Genomic DNA, 16,665 nt, shown 5'->3' with positions numbered 1-16,665 from the left:
CGAACCCCCAACCGACGGTTTTGGAGACCGCTACTCTACCAATTGAGCTACCGCCCTGGCATGCCGTCGTGTCATTTTTTGTTCGTTCAATCTGGACGAAAATGCGGAGGCGGAGTCGATCCGCTCTCCATCGAAGTGTTTCAGTCGATCTAGGCGACAACTTCACTCACGCGTCCCGCGCCGATCGTGCGCCCACCTTCACGGATCGCGAAGCGCTGGCCTTTTTCCATCGCCACGGGCGCGATCAATTCGATGTCCACGGAAACGTTATCGCCCGGCATGACCATCTCGACGCCCTGCGCCAGCTTGACGGTGCCTGTTACGTCCGTTGTCCGAAAATAAAACTGCGGACGGTAATTGCTGAAGAAGGGGGTATGTCGGCCGCCTTCCTCCTTCGACAACACATAAACCTCCGCCTTGTATTTCGTGTGCGGTGTGATTGTGCCTGGCTTGGCGAGCACCATTCCCCTTTCGACCTCTTCCTTCTTGATCCCGCGCAGAAGCACGCCGACGTTGTCACCCGCACTGGCCTTGTCGAGTAACTTGCGAAACATCTCGATGTCCGTCGCGACCGTCTTGCGGGTATCCTTCAGTCCCACGATTTCGACTTCTGACATCTTCGCCAACTCGCCCCGCTCCACGCGGCCGGTGACAACCGTGCCGCGCCCTTCAATATTGAACACGTCTTCAATGCACATCAAAAACGGCTTATCCACCTCGCGCGGCGGCAACGGAATAAAACTGTCAATCGCATCCATCAGCTCCTGGATCGCCTTTTCTCCTTCCGGCTTGCCTGCGAGAGCAGCAGTCGCGCTGCCGCGGACGATCGGTGTCTTGTCGCCGGGAAATCCATACTTGGTCAACAGATCGCGAATTTCCATGTCCACCAGATCCAGCAGATCCGCGTCTGCAAGGTCAACCTTGTTCAAGAAAACGACGATGGCCGGCACGCCAACCTGCCGTGCCAACAGGATGTGCTCCCGTGTCTGCGGCATCGGACCGTCCGCGGCGCTGACCACGAGGATCGCTCCATCCATCTGCGCAGCGCCGGTGATCATGTTTTTCACGTAATCCGCGTGTCCGGGACAGTCCACGTGCGCATAGTGGCGTGTGGCGGTTTCATACTCGACGTGAGAAACTGCGATGGTCACTGTTTTGGTGGCGTCGCGGACCGTGCCGCCCTTGGTGATTTCTGCGTAAGAAATGGCCTTGGCCAGACTCTTGCGCGACTGCACCTGTACGATGGCTGCGGTCAGGGTGGACTTGCCATGATCAACGTGCCCAATCGTGCCGACGTTCACGTGCGGCTTGGTTCTTTGAAACGCTTCTTTTGCCATGCGATTTCCTGCTGTTTTTTAGTTTTAGTTTCGTTAAAGCATGAACTGGAGCCCATGATCAGGATTGAACTGATGACCTCGTCCTTACCAAGGACGTGCTCTGCCAACTGAGCTACATGGGCAATAGCCAAATCTCAAAATCCTGACTCCCGGAAAAAACGACAAAACACCATTGACCCCATCCTTTCCTTTGCGAAATCGCAGGGGCCAATGATCTTCCAGTTATTCGCGGTCCAGCGGACGCAAACAAACTATTTAAGGCAGTACACCCTGTCAACGGTTTTTCTTTTTATTTTCCCATTCCAACGTAAAACGCCAGATATTCTGTTCATTGCCGTCAAACCAGTTCCGGAACAACTTGCGTCGACCAAACCGTGCAGGCTTTCGGTGCCCGGGGCCGAAGTGTCATCGTTCCGCCGTGCATGAATGGGAAACGTGTGGATTCGGCCCGGAGTGCCACCGCTCATTTGTCCAGCCAATCGGCAAGCGCGTCGTCCGTTGGCCGCTGCTGTTCAGCGCGAAACATGCCCGAGGCCCCGGCCGCCGTATAAGCGCCTTGAAGCAGGGTTGTAGAAAAATTCTTTCCCGTGTTGAACAGCAAGAGCGGGTGAGGCGCGGCCAACGCAGCGGCACCGGCAAAACCGCCGATTCTCCGGAGGCCGGGGACGAACAGGTCCGGTTCCATCAGGACAGAATCGTCGCCCGAATCAAGCAAATCGCAATCGGCTGCTACCGACGCCGCCGCGGGCGCGGCGAGCAAAGCCCACAAGCCCGCGCGCTCTGTCCCACAGAGGATGACCCGACGACCTTTCGTGTGCGCCTGCGCAAATGAGCAAACCGTGGCACAGTCCTGAACTCGCTCCTGTAAATCGGTACGATTATAGGCGGTGAAAAAGAGATCCTGATGCCTGCGCGCCTGCGCGGCTTCACTGGCCAGTTCGCCCGTCCGGAATGCGTCGAACAGTATCACCGAATTGCCGCGGTCCAGGATTTTCCTGGCGAGACCGACTGGCGCGCCGCTCCTGTCGAGCCATGCCGACTTGCCATCCGGATGCGCGAGCACGACAAGGTTTCGCAAAGCGTCGCGCTTCGGCGAAATCATCAACACGGGCAGCCGGTCTCCTTTGCCTGCCCGGCCGACTGCAAGCGTCGAGACCACATAGTCTCCTACATTCCGGACTTCACCAGCTTCAACGAGCACGTCACTCTCGGGAAAACTGATCTGTAAAGTGTGTTTCCATGCGGGAGTCATTTCCCTCCTGAATTTCTCCAGAGACGCCTGATCGCGAGGGCGTAATCGTTCCAGCTGGGCTTCGCCCCTCTTGACCAGTGACCGGACGAACGCGCGTTCGGTCAGCGCGTCGTCCGGCAGCCTGCCATCCGGAAAAACGCGCAGGTCGGAGTCTGGTTCCTTGGTGTAGGGCGCCTCTCTGGTTGATGGCGAGCCCGGCTGCCCGAGCAACCACTGGTCGAACCAGCCGTATACCGCCTCGCGGCTCGTCTGATTATAGTTGTGGTTGAAATCGAAACGCACGTAACGCAACTGATCTTCCTTGTTGAATAACTTGTAGATGCCCGCTACTGCGGGGCCTTCAACCGTCAGCATCATTTTCGTCCAGTCGCCGGTCGCCGCGATCATGATCTGCGGCCGCGGCGCGGGAGCGGCGGCTATTTCCATGTTCGAGTACTCCACGCGCAGGCCGGGCGCGTTCTCGCACGAACAGCCGCCCTGCATCGAGTGCGAAACCATCACCGCCGGCGCCTGTGCCGCCAGCCGGTCGTCCACGGCGCCGAGGATGAATGTTTGCGTGCCGCCTCCCGATGCGCCAGTGCAGGCGAGCCGCGATTTGTCCGCGTCGGGCAGCGACTCCAGAAAATCAAGAGCGCGGATGCTGTTCCAGGTCTGCAATCCCATCAGACTGATATTCCAGAGCAGGTTCACCTCGTTCGTGCCGAAACGCCGATGTGTTTTGTAGAATTCCTCGCCTGCAGGCCAGTCCGGAAACCGGGTATCATTGTAGCCGACCATGTCGTAGGAAAACGCAATCATCCCTTGTTTGGCTAAATTAATGCAGCGCGCTGCAATGCTCCCCTCGCTTGTGTCAGCCATTCGTCCATTCGACCAGTGGCCATGCGGATTCAGAACTGCAGGAAACGGACCGTTCCCTTTGCCGAGTGGCCGATACAGATTTCCCGCGAGATAGAAGCCGGGGTAGGGTCGGAAATAAACCTTCTCGACGCTGTAGCCATCGCGTTCGACTTTCCCAAAAATATGGGCACCCAGCGGCGTTTTCTCCGGCAACGGCCACAGTCCGCAACTGACAAGGATCTGTTCGCGAATTTCTTTGGCGCGCGCCTCCCATGCCGCCCTCGACTCGATTTTCGGAAACGTGCGCGGTGTGTTCAAATCCTTGAAGTTCGCGGCGCGTTGATCGGAAGCAGGCAACGTTTGCCCCGGGAAAGCGCGCGGTGACGCAAAAAACGAAACGACCAGGACCAGTAGTGGATAAAGGTTGGAGTTCATGCGACTGGCTTGATGCTAGCAAACCAAACCAAACGGAACAAGTTTCGCCTCACTCACTGATTTTCGTCCGGAAACACGCGAATGGACTCGAAGTCAGCTCGGCGCGGCCGCGCGGTTGCTCTCAGATCCCTGTTCGGAACAACAGCAAAAAGTCGGGTGCGGACTTCCGTTCACTGGCGCGTGTCACTGTCCTCACCGCGGCGCGGCGCGGCCGCTTTCTTTATGCGCTCGGTCAGGAATTCGAGGTAGTCGGTAAAGCGTTCCTTCATTTCCTTTCGCGGCACGATGGCGTCAATGAGGCCGTGATCCATGAGGAATTCCGCGGTCTGAAACCCCGGCGGCAACTCCGCTTGCGTGGTGTCTTTAATCACGCGCGGTCCGGCAAATCCAATCATCGCGCCCGGTTCGGCGAGGATGAGGTCTCCCACGCTCGCGTAGCTGGCCATGACGCCGGCGGTGGTCGGGTGCGTTAGCACACTGATGTAAGGGAGCTTCGCTTCGGCGTGATACGCCAGCGCACCGCAGGTCTTGGCCATCTGCATCAGACTCAGCATGCCTTCCTGCATCCGTGCGCCGCCGCTGGTGGAAATGATGATCAACGGCAATTCTTTCTCCGTCGCCTTTTCAATCAGCCGCGTCAGCTTTTCGCCCACCACGGATCCCAGGGTCGCGGCGATGAAACTGAAATCCATCACGCCGAGCGCCACCCGATGGTCGTTGATTTTGCAGATTCCGGTGATGACCGCATCCTTCAATCGGGTGGAGGTCTGATGTTCCTGAATGCGGGTGGTGTAAGGAATCCGATCGACAAATCTCAGCGGGTCCACACTGGTCATGTCCGCGTCCATCTCCTCGAACGTGCAGGTCTCGACGAGCGCATTGATGCGCTCGCGTGCGCCAATCGGAAAATGGTGTCCGCATTTGACGCAGACTTTGAGGTTGTCGTCCAGTTCCTTGTCGAAGATCATCGTCGAGCATTTCGGGCACTTCGTCCACAGACCTTCCGGAATGTCGCGTTTCTTCGATTTGGTCGATCCCAGTTTCGGCTTTTTTGTGAACGTGGCCTCAGTCCCGGCGGGCGGTGGAGTCACGGCCGGCTCGACGGATTCCAGACCCAGGGCCTTTTTAGTGAAAGTGGTCGTGGACATGGCTCAATAATCAGGTTGAGGGTTGACTGTCAGGGGACGAGGGCAAGGGGCCGACGGGACTCTCAAACTATCCGCTGGGTTCGGCTCAAAGGAAACTCTCATAAATTATAACCCGCGCGCAACCGTCCACACCCCGACGTCGCTGGCACCGGCCTTTCGCAACGCGCGGGCGCAGGCACTCGTCGTGGCGCCGGTGGTCAACACGTCGTCCACGATGATAACCCGTCCGCCGTCGAGTTGGCAACCGGGCCGGACAACGAATGCGTTGCGAACGTTCGCTGCGCGCTCCTCGCGCGTGAGCAGCGTCTGCGTCCGGGTGGGTTCGACGCGCCGCAACACGCGTGTGTTCACCGGAATCCGAACAACCGCGCCCAGGCGTTCGGCCAGCCGTTCGGCCTGGTTGAATTCGCGTTCGCGTTTTTTCAAAGGGTGCAATGGCACGGGAACGATCATGTCCCAGCGCCCGGAGCCGAGCGTGGATCGGGAGGCGCGCAACAGCAGATCGACCAGAAACGGCTCGAACCAGAGAGCCCGTTGATATTTATAACGGTGGATGACCTCGAGCACGAGCTTGCCCGCGACCACCGCGGCACGCGCGAACCTGAAGTGGAGTTCCATCTCCCGGCAGTTGCTGCATTCAAAGTGTGTCGTAATTTCGCCTTCATACGGCAGGCCACAACACTCGCAGAACGGCGGTTTGATGAAGCGCACGCTCTGCCAGCAACGCGCTCCAACGTACCCATCCACGGTCGTCGCGGACTCGGAATAACAGAGTTGGCAAACCGGAGGATAAAAAAAGGCGAGCCCGGCATCAAGCCAGCTTTTCAATCCCGCTTGCGGCGCCGTCGGATTCATGCGCTCGAAGCGTTTCCGGCGCTTTTCCCGCGCGGCAACAGTCTCCCGAGAACCATCAATACTGCTGCGAGCGCCGGCAGCGCGAGCCAGCCGTCCACCATTTTGCTTGTCCCCCAAAACCACGCGTGGGCGCCCGGCACTTCGCGCGTGAGGAAACCATACGACTTGAGCCAGAAAATCCACCCTCCGTGCAGCCCGACGGAAAAGTAAAGGTTGCCCGTGCGTTGGTACGCCAGCGCCAGCAACGCACCTGCCATCGTCAGGTTGAAAAAACCCGGCACGACCTGTTCGATGTCCACAAAACCGCGCAGCATCAACGGCAGCACCGCAAGACCCGACGCCCATGAAACTCCGGCCACCGGGTCAGTCTTGCCGAAAAAATGGACCGCGGCATAAACCACACTGCTGATGGCCAGCGCGACCGGCCAGCGACATGTTTTTCGAAGCGCGCCGAAGATCGCGCCGCGAAACAACATTTCCTCCACCACCGCCACGACGATGGCGGTCACCGCCGCGCCGAGCATTTTCTCGCCGAGCCTGGCGGCGGAGATTTCACCATTCATGGTTCGCGCGCCGACAACCAGAACAGTACCCGCCACGCAGGCCAGCGAACAAAACCCGATCGCACCTCCGTACGCCAGCCGGTGCCACTGCCCGGCGGGTTTGACCACGCCGATGTCGTGCAATGTTCGCACGCCCAGCCCGCGCAAAAAGGGCCAAAGCCCGATGAGCGCCATGGCAAGCAGCGAGCGGTTGACGAACCGGTGAAACGGATTGCCGGCCAATTTTTCGAGCGCGGGAAAGTGAATGGCAAGAAACTGCGCCGACCAGTACAACCACGGCGCCAGCAACGCGCCCCCCAGAAAGACAAACCCCATATAGAACAGCAGCGATCGAACCGGTCGCATGAGCGAACGTTATAGTCGTCGTTTGCATTCCGGCCAAGCCGGAACTGGCCCGCCGCCCAGAAATTCGTGGCACGGGACCGGCTGGCGTGCTAAAGAGCAGCGCGCGTTTTTACGATGTCTTTATTTGGACGCTCAGAAGCGGGCGGAGTTGAGCTGCGCCAGCCCGGCCAGTTCGGTTCTTACGTTTTGCAGGAACTGATCAACAGCGGCGGCATGGCCAGCATCTGGCTCGCAACTGACGCGCAAAACAAACCGGTGGCCATACGCCTGTTGCACCATCACCTCCGTTTCAATTTTACCGCCAAACGCCGTTTTCTCCGCGGCTGCGAAATCCTCTCCCGGATTCACAACCACGAATACGTCATTAGTTACGTCGCTCACGGCAGGATTGAAGGCGATCTTTACCTGGCGATGGAATATGTCGAAGGCGAAAATCTGAAACTGCTCTTCGCGCGCAACGATCCGGTACTCACCGAAAACATCGGCAACATTTTGATCGACATGGCGATCGCGCTCGAGCACGTGCACGAGAGCGGTTTCATGCACCTGGATTTCAAGCCCGAAAACGTCATGGTCACGCGCAACGCCAGCGTGCGGCTGGTGGATTTCGATTCCGCCCAGCCCAAACCCGACAAGCCCAAAAAAATGTCCGAAAACCCCGGCACACCGGCTTACATGGCGCCCGAACAAATCCGCCGGCAACCGCTGGACCATCGCGCTGATATTTTCTCGTACGGTGTCTCGGCTTACGAATTGCTCACCAACCGCAAACCGTTCGCCGGCGACACGGCTGACGACATCCTGCGCAAACAGCTCGACCGCAGCCTGGAGTTCGTCGCCCCGCGCGAATTGAATCCGGACATTCCCGCAGCGCTCGAGAAAGTGATCTTGAAATGCCTCGAACGCGACGCGGACAAGCGCTATCCCTACATGAGCGTACTGGTCCGCGACGTGCAGGCCGCGCTCTACGTGTAAGGTTGCGTCAGGAAAAGCTCGCACTCCCCTGTTGCAGTTTGCCACCCCCTCGGTTACTAAACGGCCATGCGGTTCATCGGCAACATCATTGAAAAGCTGCAGCGGCACCCGAAACGGATCGTGTTTCCCGAGGGCACCGAGCCTCGCGTCTTGCAGGCGGCCCGCCAGTTTTATTCGCTCCGCCTTGGAGTGCCCATCCTGCTCGGCGACCGGACCAAAATCAAGGAAGCCGCCGAACGGCTGAACGTCCCCATCGAGGGCATCCGCATCATCAATCCCGAGGAGAGCGAGGAACTGGACAACTTCGCCCGCCGTTTCGAGCTGCTGCGCCGGGTCAAGGGCGTCAAGGAACGCGAGGCGCGCGAGGCGTTGCTCAAGCCGAATTATTTCGGCGCCATGATGGTGGCGATGCACCAGGCCGATGGTCTCGTCTCCGGAACGAACGAGATTTCCGGCAGCGTCCTGCGGCCGCTTTTCCAGATCATCAAGGTCGCGCCGCAGCAGTCCACCGCTTCGAGCTGCATGGTGATGGAAATCGAGGACACTCGCTTCGGCGAAAGCGGCGTCATGTTCATGGCGGATTGCGGCGTCATCCCGGACCCGACGGTGGACCAGCTCGCGGACATCGCGGTGTCCACCGCGCAACTGGCGCGACAGCTCCTCGGCAGACGTCCGCGCGCGGCCCTGCTGTCGTATTCCACCAAGGGCAGCGCCACGCACCCCAGCATCGGCAAGGTTCAGGCCGCCGCCGCGCTCGCTGAAAAGAAGGCGCACGAAAAACTGCTCGAAGCGGATTTCGACGGAGAGTTACAGGTGGACGCGGCGCTGGTTCCGGAAATCGCGGAACGCAAGGTTCCGGCGAGCAAGGTTGCCGGTCACGCCAACGTGCTGATCTTCCCTGACCTCAACTCCGGCAACATCGCCAGCAAACTGATCCAGCACGTCGCCCGCGCCAACGCCTACGGCCAGATCCTCCTCGGCCTCGATCGCCCCGCGGCGGATGTTTCGCGCGGTTCCAATGCGCACGACATCCTCGGCGTCGCCGCCATCGTCGGCGTCCAGGCCGTTGAGTACGGGAAGCTGTATCCGGGCGCGGGCGAGAAGCTGCCCGGTGAATGAAGTAATCGCGTCGGTCAACCCGCCTCCTCGAGTGTCTTCTCCCCAAGAACCCGCCGTGCCGCTGAAAAACACCACCACTCCCCGCGTGTTCATCGCCGCCACGCGCCAGAACGACGGCAAAACGACCACTTCGCTCGGCCTGCTCGCGGCGCTGCAAAATATTTATCCGCGCATCGGCTACATCAAGCCGGTTGGACAACGGTTCGTCGAAATCGAGGAGCAGAAGATCGACGAAGACACCGTGTTGATGGACCGGGTCTATCAACTCAATTGCCCGCTCGTGGACATGAGCCCGATCGCCGTCGAGCCCGACTTCACGCGAAAATACCTGGAGTCATCCAATTATGACGTGCTGGTGCGGCGGATTCAAAACGCCTTCGATCGCGTTGCCTGGGAGAAGGACTTCGTGCTGTGCGAAGGCTCCGGCCACGCCGGCGTCGGCTCGGTGTTCGACCTGTCCAACGCGCGCGTGGCCCGGGTACTGGGAGCCAAGGTCATCATCGTGACGCAAGGAGGCATCGGCAAACCAATCGACGAGGTTTCGCTCAACCAGGCGCTGTTCGAGAAGGAAGGCGTCGAGGTCATCGGCGTCATCCTCAACAAGGTGCTGGGAAAGAAGATCGATTACATCACGGAATTCGCCCGGCGCGGTTTGAAACGAAAGGGCCTGGAACTGCTCGGCGTCGTGCCGCACCAGCCGATTCTCTCCCAACCGACCATGGACCTGATCCGCGAGGAACTACGCGCGGAGCCCCTCAACGTAACGGACGGTTTTCACAATCCGGTGGAGGAAGTGCTCATCGGCGCGATGGGCGTGCAAAACGCGCTCCACCTGTTCAGGAAAGGAGTGCTGATCATCACGCCGGGCGACCGCGAAGACATTATCCTCGCCGTGGCGACGACTCTTTCCAGCGAGGAAGAAGGCGGACTCGCGGGCATGATCCTGACGCGCAACCTTAAACCGAGCGCCGCCTCGCAAAAGGTCATCAACAAAATGCCCTTCCCGGTCCTCTCCGTCGCCAGTGACAGCTACGACGTTGCCTCGCACGTCCACGACCTGACCGTCAAGACCCGTCCGGACGATTCCCAAAAAATCGCCCTCATCCGCGACCTCATCGCCCAGCACGTGGACGTGGAAAAAATCCTCGAGGCAATTTCGCCATGACGCCGCGAATTCCAGTCAACCCGGCTTTGGAGAATCTGCCCGTGTATCGACCGGGACGGCCCATTGAGGAAGTCGCCCGCGAACTCGGCCTGCCCGTTGACGACATCATCAAGCTCGCATCCAACGAAAATCCGCTGGGGCCGTCTCCTCTCGCGCTCGCTGCGATGGAAAGCGTGTTGAAAAATCTGCACCTTTACCCGGACGGCAACGCGTTTTGCCTCAGGCAAAAGCTGGCGGAAAAGCTCGGCGTCCTGCCGGAGAACCTCATCCTCGGCAATGGGTCGAATGAAATCATCGAGTTTGCCGGTCACGCGTTGATGAACCCGGGGGCGGAGGTTGTGGTGTCGCAGTATTGTTTCGCCGTTTATCCCATCGTCACGCACCTGTTCGGCGCGAAACTGGTTTCGGTTCCCGCCAGAAATTACGGCCACGATCTGCCGGCGATGCTCAAGGCCGTTACGCCGGACACGAGGGTGATGTTCGTCGCCAACCCGAACAATCCCACTGGCACGCTCGCGCCAGCCGAACACATTGTCAGGCTGGTCGACGAAATCCCCGACCGCGTGCTGCTCGTCATGGACGAAGCTTATGTTGATTTTCTGGACGAGCCGGTGGATTTGCTGCCGTTGATCCGCACCGGTGAAAAGCCAAATCTGTTGTTGATGCGGACGTTCTCCAAGATTTTTGGCCTTGCAGGACTGCGGCTCGGCTACGGCATCGGCCATCGGGAGTTGATCGCGGCGCTGGAGAAAGTGCGCCAACCGTTCAACATCAATTCCATCGCCCAGGCCGGAGCGCTAGCGGCACTCGAAGATGGGGAGCATCTGTCCCGCACGCGGAACAACAACAAGCTTGGCCTCGACTATTTGCAAGATGCCTTCCGTGAGCTCGGCCTGGAATTCATCCCCTCACATGCGAACTTTGTGCTCGTTCGCGTCGGCGACGGCCCGCAGGTGTTTGGTGGATTGCAAAAACTCGGTGTCATCACGCGTCCGATGGACGGCTATCAGTTGCCGGAATGGATTCGAGTCACCGTCGGCACGCCGGAGCAGAACGCCCGGTGCGTAAATGGGTTGAAAAATATCCTCGCCGCACGCCGCTGACGAATCGCAGTTTCAAAGATTGGAGTTGAATCCGCAAAAAAACGGAATAGTTATCCTCCTGTCTGACATCGGGACGATGCGTCCCGAAGCAACGAAGCAACAACAAACGTGAAACCCACCGACCTGCGGGGCATCCTGCAATACATTCCGCGTTTCCGGGAGAAGATTTTCGTCATCGCCGCCGATGGCGCCATCGTCACCGACGAAAACTTCGCCAATATCCTGCTCGATGTCGCCGTGCTGCGTTCGCTGAACATCCGTGTCGTGCTCGTCCACGGCGCAGCCGCGCAGATCAAGGCGCTGGCCGAACAACAAAAGGTAAAGGCTTCCGACCTGGATGGCACGGGCGTCACGGACGCCGAGACGCTCAAGCTCGCGTTGACGGGGGCGAACCGGCTCACGCACGAAATCCTCGAGGGCCTGAGCGCGAACGATCTGCGCGCTGCCTGTTCGAACGCGATCACTGCGCATCCGATGGGCATTCTCCAGGGTGTGGACCATCTGTTCACCGGCAAGGTCGAGCGCGTGGACACCGAGCTGCTGCAAACGCTGCTCGCGCAAGGCATCGTTCCGGTCGTGCCGCCGCTCGGTTTCGACGGCGACGGCAAGACCTATCGTGTCAATTCCGACAGCGTGGCCCTCGAAGTCGCCAAAGGACTGGGCGCGATCAAGCTGATTTACATCAGCACGCAGGAAGGTTTGATCTACCAGGGTCAGTTGATCCGCCAGATGCTCGTCGGCGAACTGGCAGACCTGCTCGCGCAAAACAAGAGCCTCTTTGCCCCGGAAATCCTGTCCAAAGCGCTGCACGCCGCCGCCGCCTGCAAGGAGGGAATCCAGCGGGTTCACATCATCAACGGACGCGTCGATGAAGGTTTGCTCGCCGAGGTTTTTTCCAACGAAGGCATCGGCACGCTCATCTACGCCAACGAATACCAGCAGATTCGTCCGGCCAAAAAGAAGGATGTTCGCGCGATTCAGATGCTGACCAAGAAGGCCGTGGAGTCGGAGGAACTCGTCAAGCGTTCGCGCGCGAGCATCGAGAAGAACATCGGCGATTTCCACATATTCGAGATCGATAAAAACCCTGTCGCCTGCGTCGCCCTGCAGGTCTATCCCGATCAGAAGAAGGGCGAGCTTGCCTGCCTCTACGTCAACCCCTCGCACGAAAACCAGGGCATTGGCCGCAAATTGATCCAGTTCACCGAAAGCAAAGCGCGCGAACTCGGCCTCAACGAATTGCTCACGCTCTCGACCCAGGCGTTCACCTACTTCCAGTCGAAAGGCGGTTTCGTCGAAGGCACCCCCGACGATCTGCCCTTGGCGCGTCGCGAAAAATACGAGCAGAGCGGCCGCAAGTCGAAGGTGTTGGTGAAAAAACTGAAGTGACCGCTGACGGCGGATCGCACGAACAGTGAGGCTTTCCACGGCGGACTGTCCAAAACAGCGTGAAACCGATTCTCGCCGTTGCCGACTGGAGGATGACCCTGGCATTTATCGCAGCCGTGGCGCTGCTCGGAGCATTCATGAAAGCCGTGAGCCTGCTCTGCTCTGGTCAGCGGCCACGGAACTTCCTGTTCTTCATTTTCTCTCCCCTGCCTTCCGTGAATTCCTTGCGCCGGGTGGATGTCGCTTCGCCAAGAGATGTCCGCCGGACTCTCTTTCGGTGTGGTTGGACGATCGCCGCATTTTTGTTCGCTCACTGGGTTTACTGGCAGTTGGTCAGAAGGCTGAGTCTTTCGGGAGAGTGGTTGAGTTATCTGGGCGCGCCGTTGGTCTGGCTGATGGGCGAAGCAGGTGGACCGACCGTGCGCGCTTTCTATCTGCTGACCGGAAAACGGGTGCCCCTGCCGCACGACCGCGTCGTTGTCGCGCGCACCCTGGCTGAGTTCTGGGGGCGGCGTTGGAACCTCTGGTTCAGCGACTGGTTCCGGCAGGTCATCCTCCATCGCCAACGAAGAGCGCCCTTGCGAGCCCTGGTCGTGGTATTCCTGATTTCCGGCGTGATGCATGAATTTGTTCTCAACTTCAGCCTCTGGCTTACCACCGGTCACGCCCCTTTCGGTTCGATGATGCTGTACTTCGGCCTGCAGGCCGCGGGTATCCTTGTTAAACGAAACTTTATTCGGCGACGCGGGACAGCGAACGCCTGTTTTGCGTGGCTCGTCGTGGTCGGGCCGGCACCTCTGATTGTCAACGAAGCCCTGTTGCGGACGCTCCAGCTTTGGCGGTGATGCCGGGAGTCTATTTCAGGGAACGTCAGAACTGATTTGATATCTGTCTCCCCGGGTGGGCCGTCCCGGCATCAATACTGCCAGACGTCTCTCGTCGCCTTGCAACGTAATGTCCGCAGCCGGCTGTTCTTTTGCGTCAATTGCCTCCATCCGCACCTGCACGATGCCGGCCGCCATCATGTCGAGCTGCCGCGCTGCCTCCAGAGAAAGATCGATGATCCGGTCTCCGACATACGGCCCACGATCGTTGATTCGAACCACCACGGAACGGTGGTTGGTCAGGTTCGTGACGCGAACCGCCGTGCCAAAAGGAAGCGAGCGATGCGCGGCGGTGAGTTTGTTCATGTCAAATAATTCGCCGCTCGCGGTCTTCCGGCCCTGATACCGTTCGCCGTAATAGGAGGCGATCCCGGTTTGCGTCATACGAGATGCGGGGGCGGCTTCACTTCGCGAAATCCTCGTTTCCTTTTTCGCAAATGCCGGGCGCGAACCTGCGTTCCATCCCAGGACGAGCAGGAACACCGACAAAGGAAGGAGCAGGAGCGCGAGACGGTTTTTGCTCTGCGGAGACGCGGCTTTCATGAGACATCAGTTGTTGATTCGCTTTGCCGATCAATACCTGTGACCTCGCAGTGTTCATGCCACGCGAACTGCTGGGCAAAGTGAGAACGACCTCAGGGCGAGGCCCGAAAATAGAAGCGTTGTGAATAAGTCTGGAAAACCGTTGAGACGGGCGGGGATGGACAAAAGAGGCTCTCGATTGAAAATGGATCCCCTCCCGCACGTGTCGCAAAGTGGAACAATGGCTCACCATTCTTTTAATGTCCCGTTTTCAGTTTCGAGGATGTGGACCGGGACATTCGCAACTTCCGGCTTTTAACTTTACGGTTTTGGATTAACTTCGTGCCGTGACACTGACGGAACAGATGACGCAATTGGCTCAACAAGCCAGAGCGGCGTCGCGCGAGCTGGCCAGGCTGACGACCGCGGAGAAAAACGATTGCCTGCAGGCGATGGCCACGGCGCTGGAACAAAACCGCGACGACATCAAAAAGGCGAATGCGCGCGACCTGGAAGCTGGCGTGCAGGTGGGCCTCTCGCCCGCGATGCTTGACCGACTCAAACTCGATGACAAACGAGTGGCAGAAATGGCAAAAGGTCTGCGCGAAATCGCGGCCCTCGCGGATCCCATCGGAAGAATCTTGACCGAACGGACGCGCCCAAACGGACTCAGGCTCCAAAAAATCTCAGTGCCCATCGGCGTCGTCGTCATCATCTATGAGTCGCGACCGAATGTCACCGCGGACGCTGCGAGCCTTTGTTTCAAGTCCGGCAACGCGACGATACTGCGCGGAGGCAAAGAGGCGTTGAACTCCAACCGTGTCATCGCCGAAATCATGGTCGAGGCGGCGCGACAAAACCTTCCGCGTTTTCCCGCTCATGCGATTCAGGTCGTCGCGACGACCGACCGCGAAGCGATCAGAGAACTGCTGTCCCTCACGCAATACGTTGATCTCTGCATGCCGCGCGGCGGCGAGGGGCTTATCCGCATGGTGACGGAGTGCTCGAAAGTCCCGGTCATCAAACACTACAAGGGTGTCTGCCATGTGTTCGTGGACGCCGACGCCGATCTGAAAATGGCAGCCGAAATCGTCATGAACGCGAAGTGCCAGCGGCCGGCCGTGTGCAACGCAATGGAAACCCTGCTTGTGGACAAAGCCGTCGCCGCGGGATTCCTGCCCGCGATTGACCGCAAACTGGGCGAAAAAAAGGTCCGGCTCCGGGCCGACGACGCGACGCGCGCCATCCTCCAATCCGCGATCTGCGACCTGCAACCGGTGGGCGAGGCTGACTACTTCACCGAGTACAACGATTACGTCCTCAACATCCGCGTCGTGGACGGCGTGCGACAGGCCATCGATCACATCAACCACTACGGCTCGGCTCATTCCGACAGCATCGTCACGAAAAACGAAGCGCACGCGAAACAGTTCCTCGCGGAAGTCGATTCGGCGGCGGTCTATTGGAACGCCTCGACGCGCTTCACGGACGGCGGTGAGTTTGGCATGGGCGCGGAAATCGGCATCAGCACGGACAAAGTTGGAGCGCGTGGTCCGATGGGCCTGGACGAATTGACCACCTACAAATGGGTCGGCATTGGCAACGGTCAAGTGCGCGTCTGAGCCCGCAGACAAAAAAACACCGTGAATCCCGCGTCCGCTCCAACGGCAACCAGTTCCGCCGCCGATCGTGCGGAATTCATTCGCAACCAAATCCCCCGGGGCGGGTTGTTCGCGGACCTGGACTGGCGGATCCCGCCGGCCGCGTTTGCGCTGGGCGCGGAACTGGTGAGGGAACTGGAATCACTGGGCCGCGTGCTGCACCAGTTCAATCGCGCCGTCAATCTGCTCTACCGGCAGAGCGTGGCGGGGAAAATGCCCGGCTGGGTCGCGGCGTGGCTCGACCGGGGAAAGCCGGAGGGACTGATCGCGCTTCAGCGCTCCCACGCGATGAAGAACGAATTGCCACGGGTCATCCGCCCCGATCTGCTGCTCACGGACCACGGGTTGGCGCTCACGGAACTGGACGCGGTGCCCGGCGGCATTGGCTTGACGGCCTGGCTGAACCAGACCTACGCGCAGCTCGGTGAAAAAGTGATTGGCGGCGCGGACGGCATGGCGCGCGGTTTCGCGGGAATCTTCGGCGAAGCGCGCAACATCCATGTGGTCATTTCGCAGGAGGCCGCCACATACCGGCCCGAAATGGAATGGCTGTGCCACCAGCTCAATTCCCTGGAGCGATGCTTCCTGCCGCGCGATGCAACCCCGTTTCCCTTCGCCGACGGCGACGCGGTCTATCGATTTTTCGAGTTGTTCGATCTGCCGAACGTGCCCGCTGCCGGCGCGCTGTTCGACGCCGCCATCAACCTGCAAATCCGGCTGACACCGCCTCCCCGGCCGATCTTCGAGGAAAAAATGCTCTTCGCGTTGCTGTGGAACCGCCATCTGCGCGACTTCTGGCGGCGCGAACTGGGCGAGGCCTTTTTTCAACGGCTGCTCAAACTCGTCCCTTACACCTGGGTCCTCGATCCCGCGCCGTTGCCGCCGCAGGCGGTGATCCCCGAACTCGGCCTGACCGACTGGCAGCAGCTCAAGGCGCTGTCGCAAAAGGAGCGTGAATTGATATTGAAAGCGTCGGGCTTTTCAGAGCACGCCTGGGGCGCGCGAAGTGTTTATCTGGGCAGCGACCTTTCGCACGCGGACTGGGGCGCGGCGGTGGACGGTGCGCTCAAAGGAT

At 59.5% G+C, this 16,665-nt stretch carries 13 protein-coding genes, 1 tRNA gene and 1 pseudogene; 8 read left to right on the top strand and 7 right to left on the bottom strand.

Annotation, left to right across the window (positions count from 1 at the left end; genetic code table 11):
* Positions 1-149 precede the first annotated feature (149 nt).
* The 6 genes from tuf to VN887_14660 all read right to left on the bottom strand — a co-directional run bounded on the left by tuf (position 150) and on the right by VN887_14660 (position 6,772).
* The gene (tuf, locus tag VN887_14685; protein ID HXT41253.1) at positions 150-1,337 is read right to left on the bottom strand and encodes an elongation factor Tu; all 1,188 of its coding nucleotides are present in this window, start codon (positions 1,335-1,337) and stop codon (positions 150-152) included.
* Positions 1,338-1,383: 46 nt separating this feature from the next.
* A tRNA-Thr gene (locus tag VN887_14680) sits at positions 1,384-1,459 on the bottom strand.
* A gap of 341 nt (positions 1,460-1,800) precedes the next feature.
* Positions 1,801-3,861 carry an acetyl xylan esterase gene (locus tag VN887_14675; protein ID HXT41252.1) on the bottom strand — a complete coding sequence of 687 codons (2,061 nt, stop codon included), beginning with the start codon at positions 3,859-3,861 and terminating at the stop codon, positions 1,801-1,803.
* A 170-nt stretch (positions 3,862-4,031) separates the two neighbouring features.
* Complete coding sequence (gene accD, locus VN887_14670) at positions 4,032-5,009, bottom strand: acetyl-CoA carboxylase, carboxyltransferase subunit beta (GenBank protein ID HXT41251.1); 978 nt, start codon at positions 5,007-5,009, stop codon at positions 4,032-4,034.
* A gap of 105 nt (positions 5,010-5,114) precedes the next feature.
* On the bottom strand, positions 5,115-5,864 hold the full coding sequence (locus tag VN887_14665) for a ComF family protein (protein HXT41250.1): 750 nt from the start codon (positions 5,862-5,864) through the stop codon (positions 5,115-5,117).
* Positions 5,861-6,772, bottom strand: coding sequence for a CPBP family intramembrane glutamic endopeptidase (locus tag VN887_14660; GenBank protein ID HXT41249.1), 912 nt, complete (start codon positions 6,770-6,772; stop codon positions 5,861-5,863). The genes VN887_14665 and VN887_14660 overlap by 4 nt, the downstream gene beginning before the upstream one ends.
* A gap of 114 nt (positions 6,773-6,886) precedes the next feature.
* Between VN887_14660 and VN887_14655 the strand changes: the two genes are divergently transcribed.
* The 6 genes from VN887_14655 (at position 6,887) to VN887_14630 (ending at position 13,368) form a co-directional block, all read left to right on the top strand.
* Positions 6,887-7,747, top strand: coding sequence for a serine/threonine-protein kinase (locus VN887_14655; protein HXT41248.1), 861 nt, complete (start codon positions 6,887-6,889; stop codon positions 7,745-7,747).
* 66 nt (positions 7,748-7,813) lie between these two features.
* On the top strand, positions 7,814-8,866 hold the full coding sequence (locus VN887_14650; GenBank protein HXT41247.1) for a phosphate acyltransferase: 1,053 nt from the start codon (positions 7,814-7,816) through the stop codon (positions 8,864-8,866).
* A gap of 55 nt (positions 8,867-8,921) precedes the next feature.
* Complete coding sequence (locus VN887_14645) at positions 8,922-10,031, top strand: AAA family ATPase (protein ID HXT41246.1); 1,110 nt, start codon at positions 8,922-8,924, stop codon at positions 10,029-10,031.
* Positions 10,028-11,134 (top strand): histidinol-phosphate transaminase, encoded by a 1,107-nt coding sequence (gene hisC / locus VN887_14640; GenBank protein ID HXT41245.1) that lies wholly within the window; start codon positions 10,028-10,030, stop codon positions 11,132-11,134. Before VN887_14645 ends, hisC begins: the two co-directional genes overlap by 4 nt.
* A 108-nt stretch (positions 11,135-11,242) precedes the next feature.
* A complete protein-coding gene (gene argA / locus VN887_14635; protein ID HXT41244.1) occupies positions 11,243-12,523 on the top strand; it encodes an amino-acid N-acetyltransferase in 1,281 nt (426 codons plus the stop codon).
* A 59-nt stretch (positions 12,524-12,582) separates the two neighbouring features.
* On the top strand, positions 12,583-13,368 hold the full coding sequence (locus VN887_14630) for an MBOAT family protein (protein HXT41243.1): 786 nt from the start codon (positions 12,583-12,585) through the stop codon (positions 13,366-13,368).
* Between the two features lie 135 nt (positions 13,369-13,503).
* Here the strand turns inward: VN887_14630 and VN887_14625 are convergent.
* Positions 13,504-13,950, bottom strand: a pseudogene (locus tag VN887_14625) (septal ring lytic transglycosylase RlpA family protein).
* 326 nt (positions 13,951-14,276) lie between these two features.
* Here VN887_14625 and VN887_14620 point away from each other — a divergent pair.
* Positions 14,277-15,551, top strand: a complete 1,275-nt coding sequence (locus VN887_14620; protein ID HXT41242.1) for a glutamate-5-semialdehyde dehydrogenase — start codon at positions 14,277-14,279, stop codon at positions 15,549-15,551.
* A gap of 21 nt (positions 15,552-15,572) precedes the next feature.
* Positions 15,573-16,665: hypothetical protein (locus tag VN887_14615; GenBank protein HXT41241.1), on the top strand; the 1,093-nt coding region annotated here is incomplete at its 3' end.

Source organism: Candidatus Angelobacter sp. (assembly GCA_035607015.1).
In the GTDB taxonomy this organism is placed as follows: domain Bacteria; phylum Verrucomicrobiota; class Verrucomicrobiia; order Limisphaerales; family AV2; genus AV2.
The sequence above is the reverse complement of the archived record's forward strand: the minus strand, read 5'-3'. Positions and strand labels throughout refer to the sequence as shown.

Coding starts and splice junctions, on each gene's coding strand:
- hisC (HXT41245.1), top strand. CDS start 10,028: ATGACGCCGCGAATTCCAGTCAACCCGGCTTTGGAGAATCTGCCCGTG.
- accD (HXT41251.1), bottom strand. CDS start 5,009: ATGTCCACGACCACTTTCACTAAAAAGGCCCTGGGTCTGGAATCCGTC.
- tuf (HXT41253.1), bottom strand. CDS start 1,337: ATGGCAAAAGAAGCGTTTCAAAGAACCAAGCCGCACGTGAACGTCGGC.
- VN887_14650 (HXT41247.1), top strand. CDS start 7,814: ATGCGGTTCATCGGCAACATCATTGAAAAGCTGCAGCGGCACCCGAAA.
- VN887_14660 (HXT41249.1), bottom strand. CDS start 6,772: ATGCGACCGGTTCGATCGCTGCTGTTCTATATGGGGTTTGTCTTTCTG.
- VN887_14665 (HXT41250.1), bottom strand. CDS start 5,864: ATGAATCCGACGGCGCCGCAAGCGGGATTGAAAAGCTGGCTTGATGCC.
- VN887_14675 (HXT41252.1), bottom strand. CDS start 3,861: ATGAACTCCAACCTTTATCCACTACTGGTCCTGGTCGTTTCGTTTTTT.
- VN887_14655 (HXT41248.1), top strand. CDS start 6,887: ATGTCTTTATTTGGACGCTCAGAAGCGGGCGGAGTTGAGCTGCGCCAG.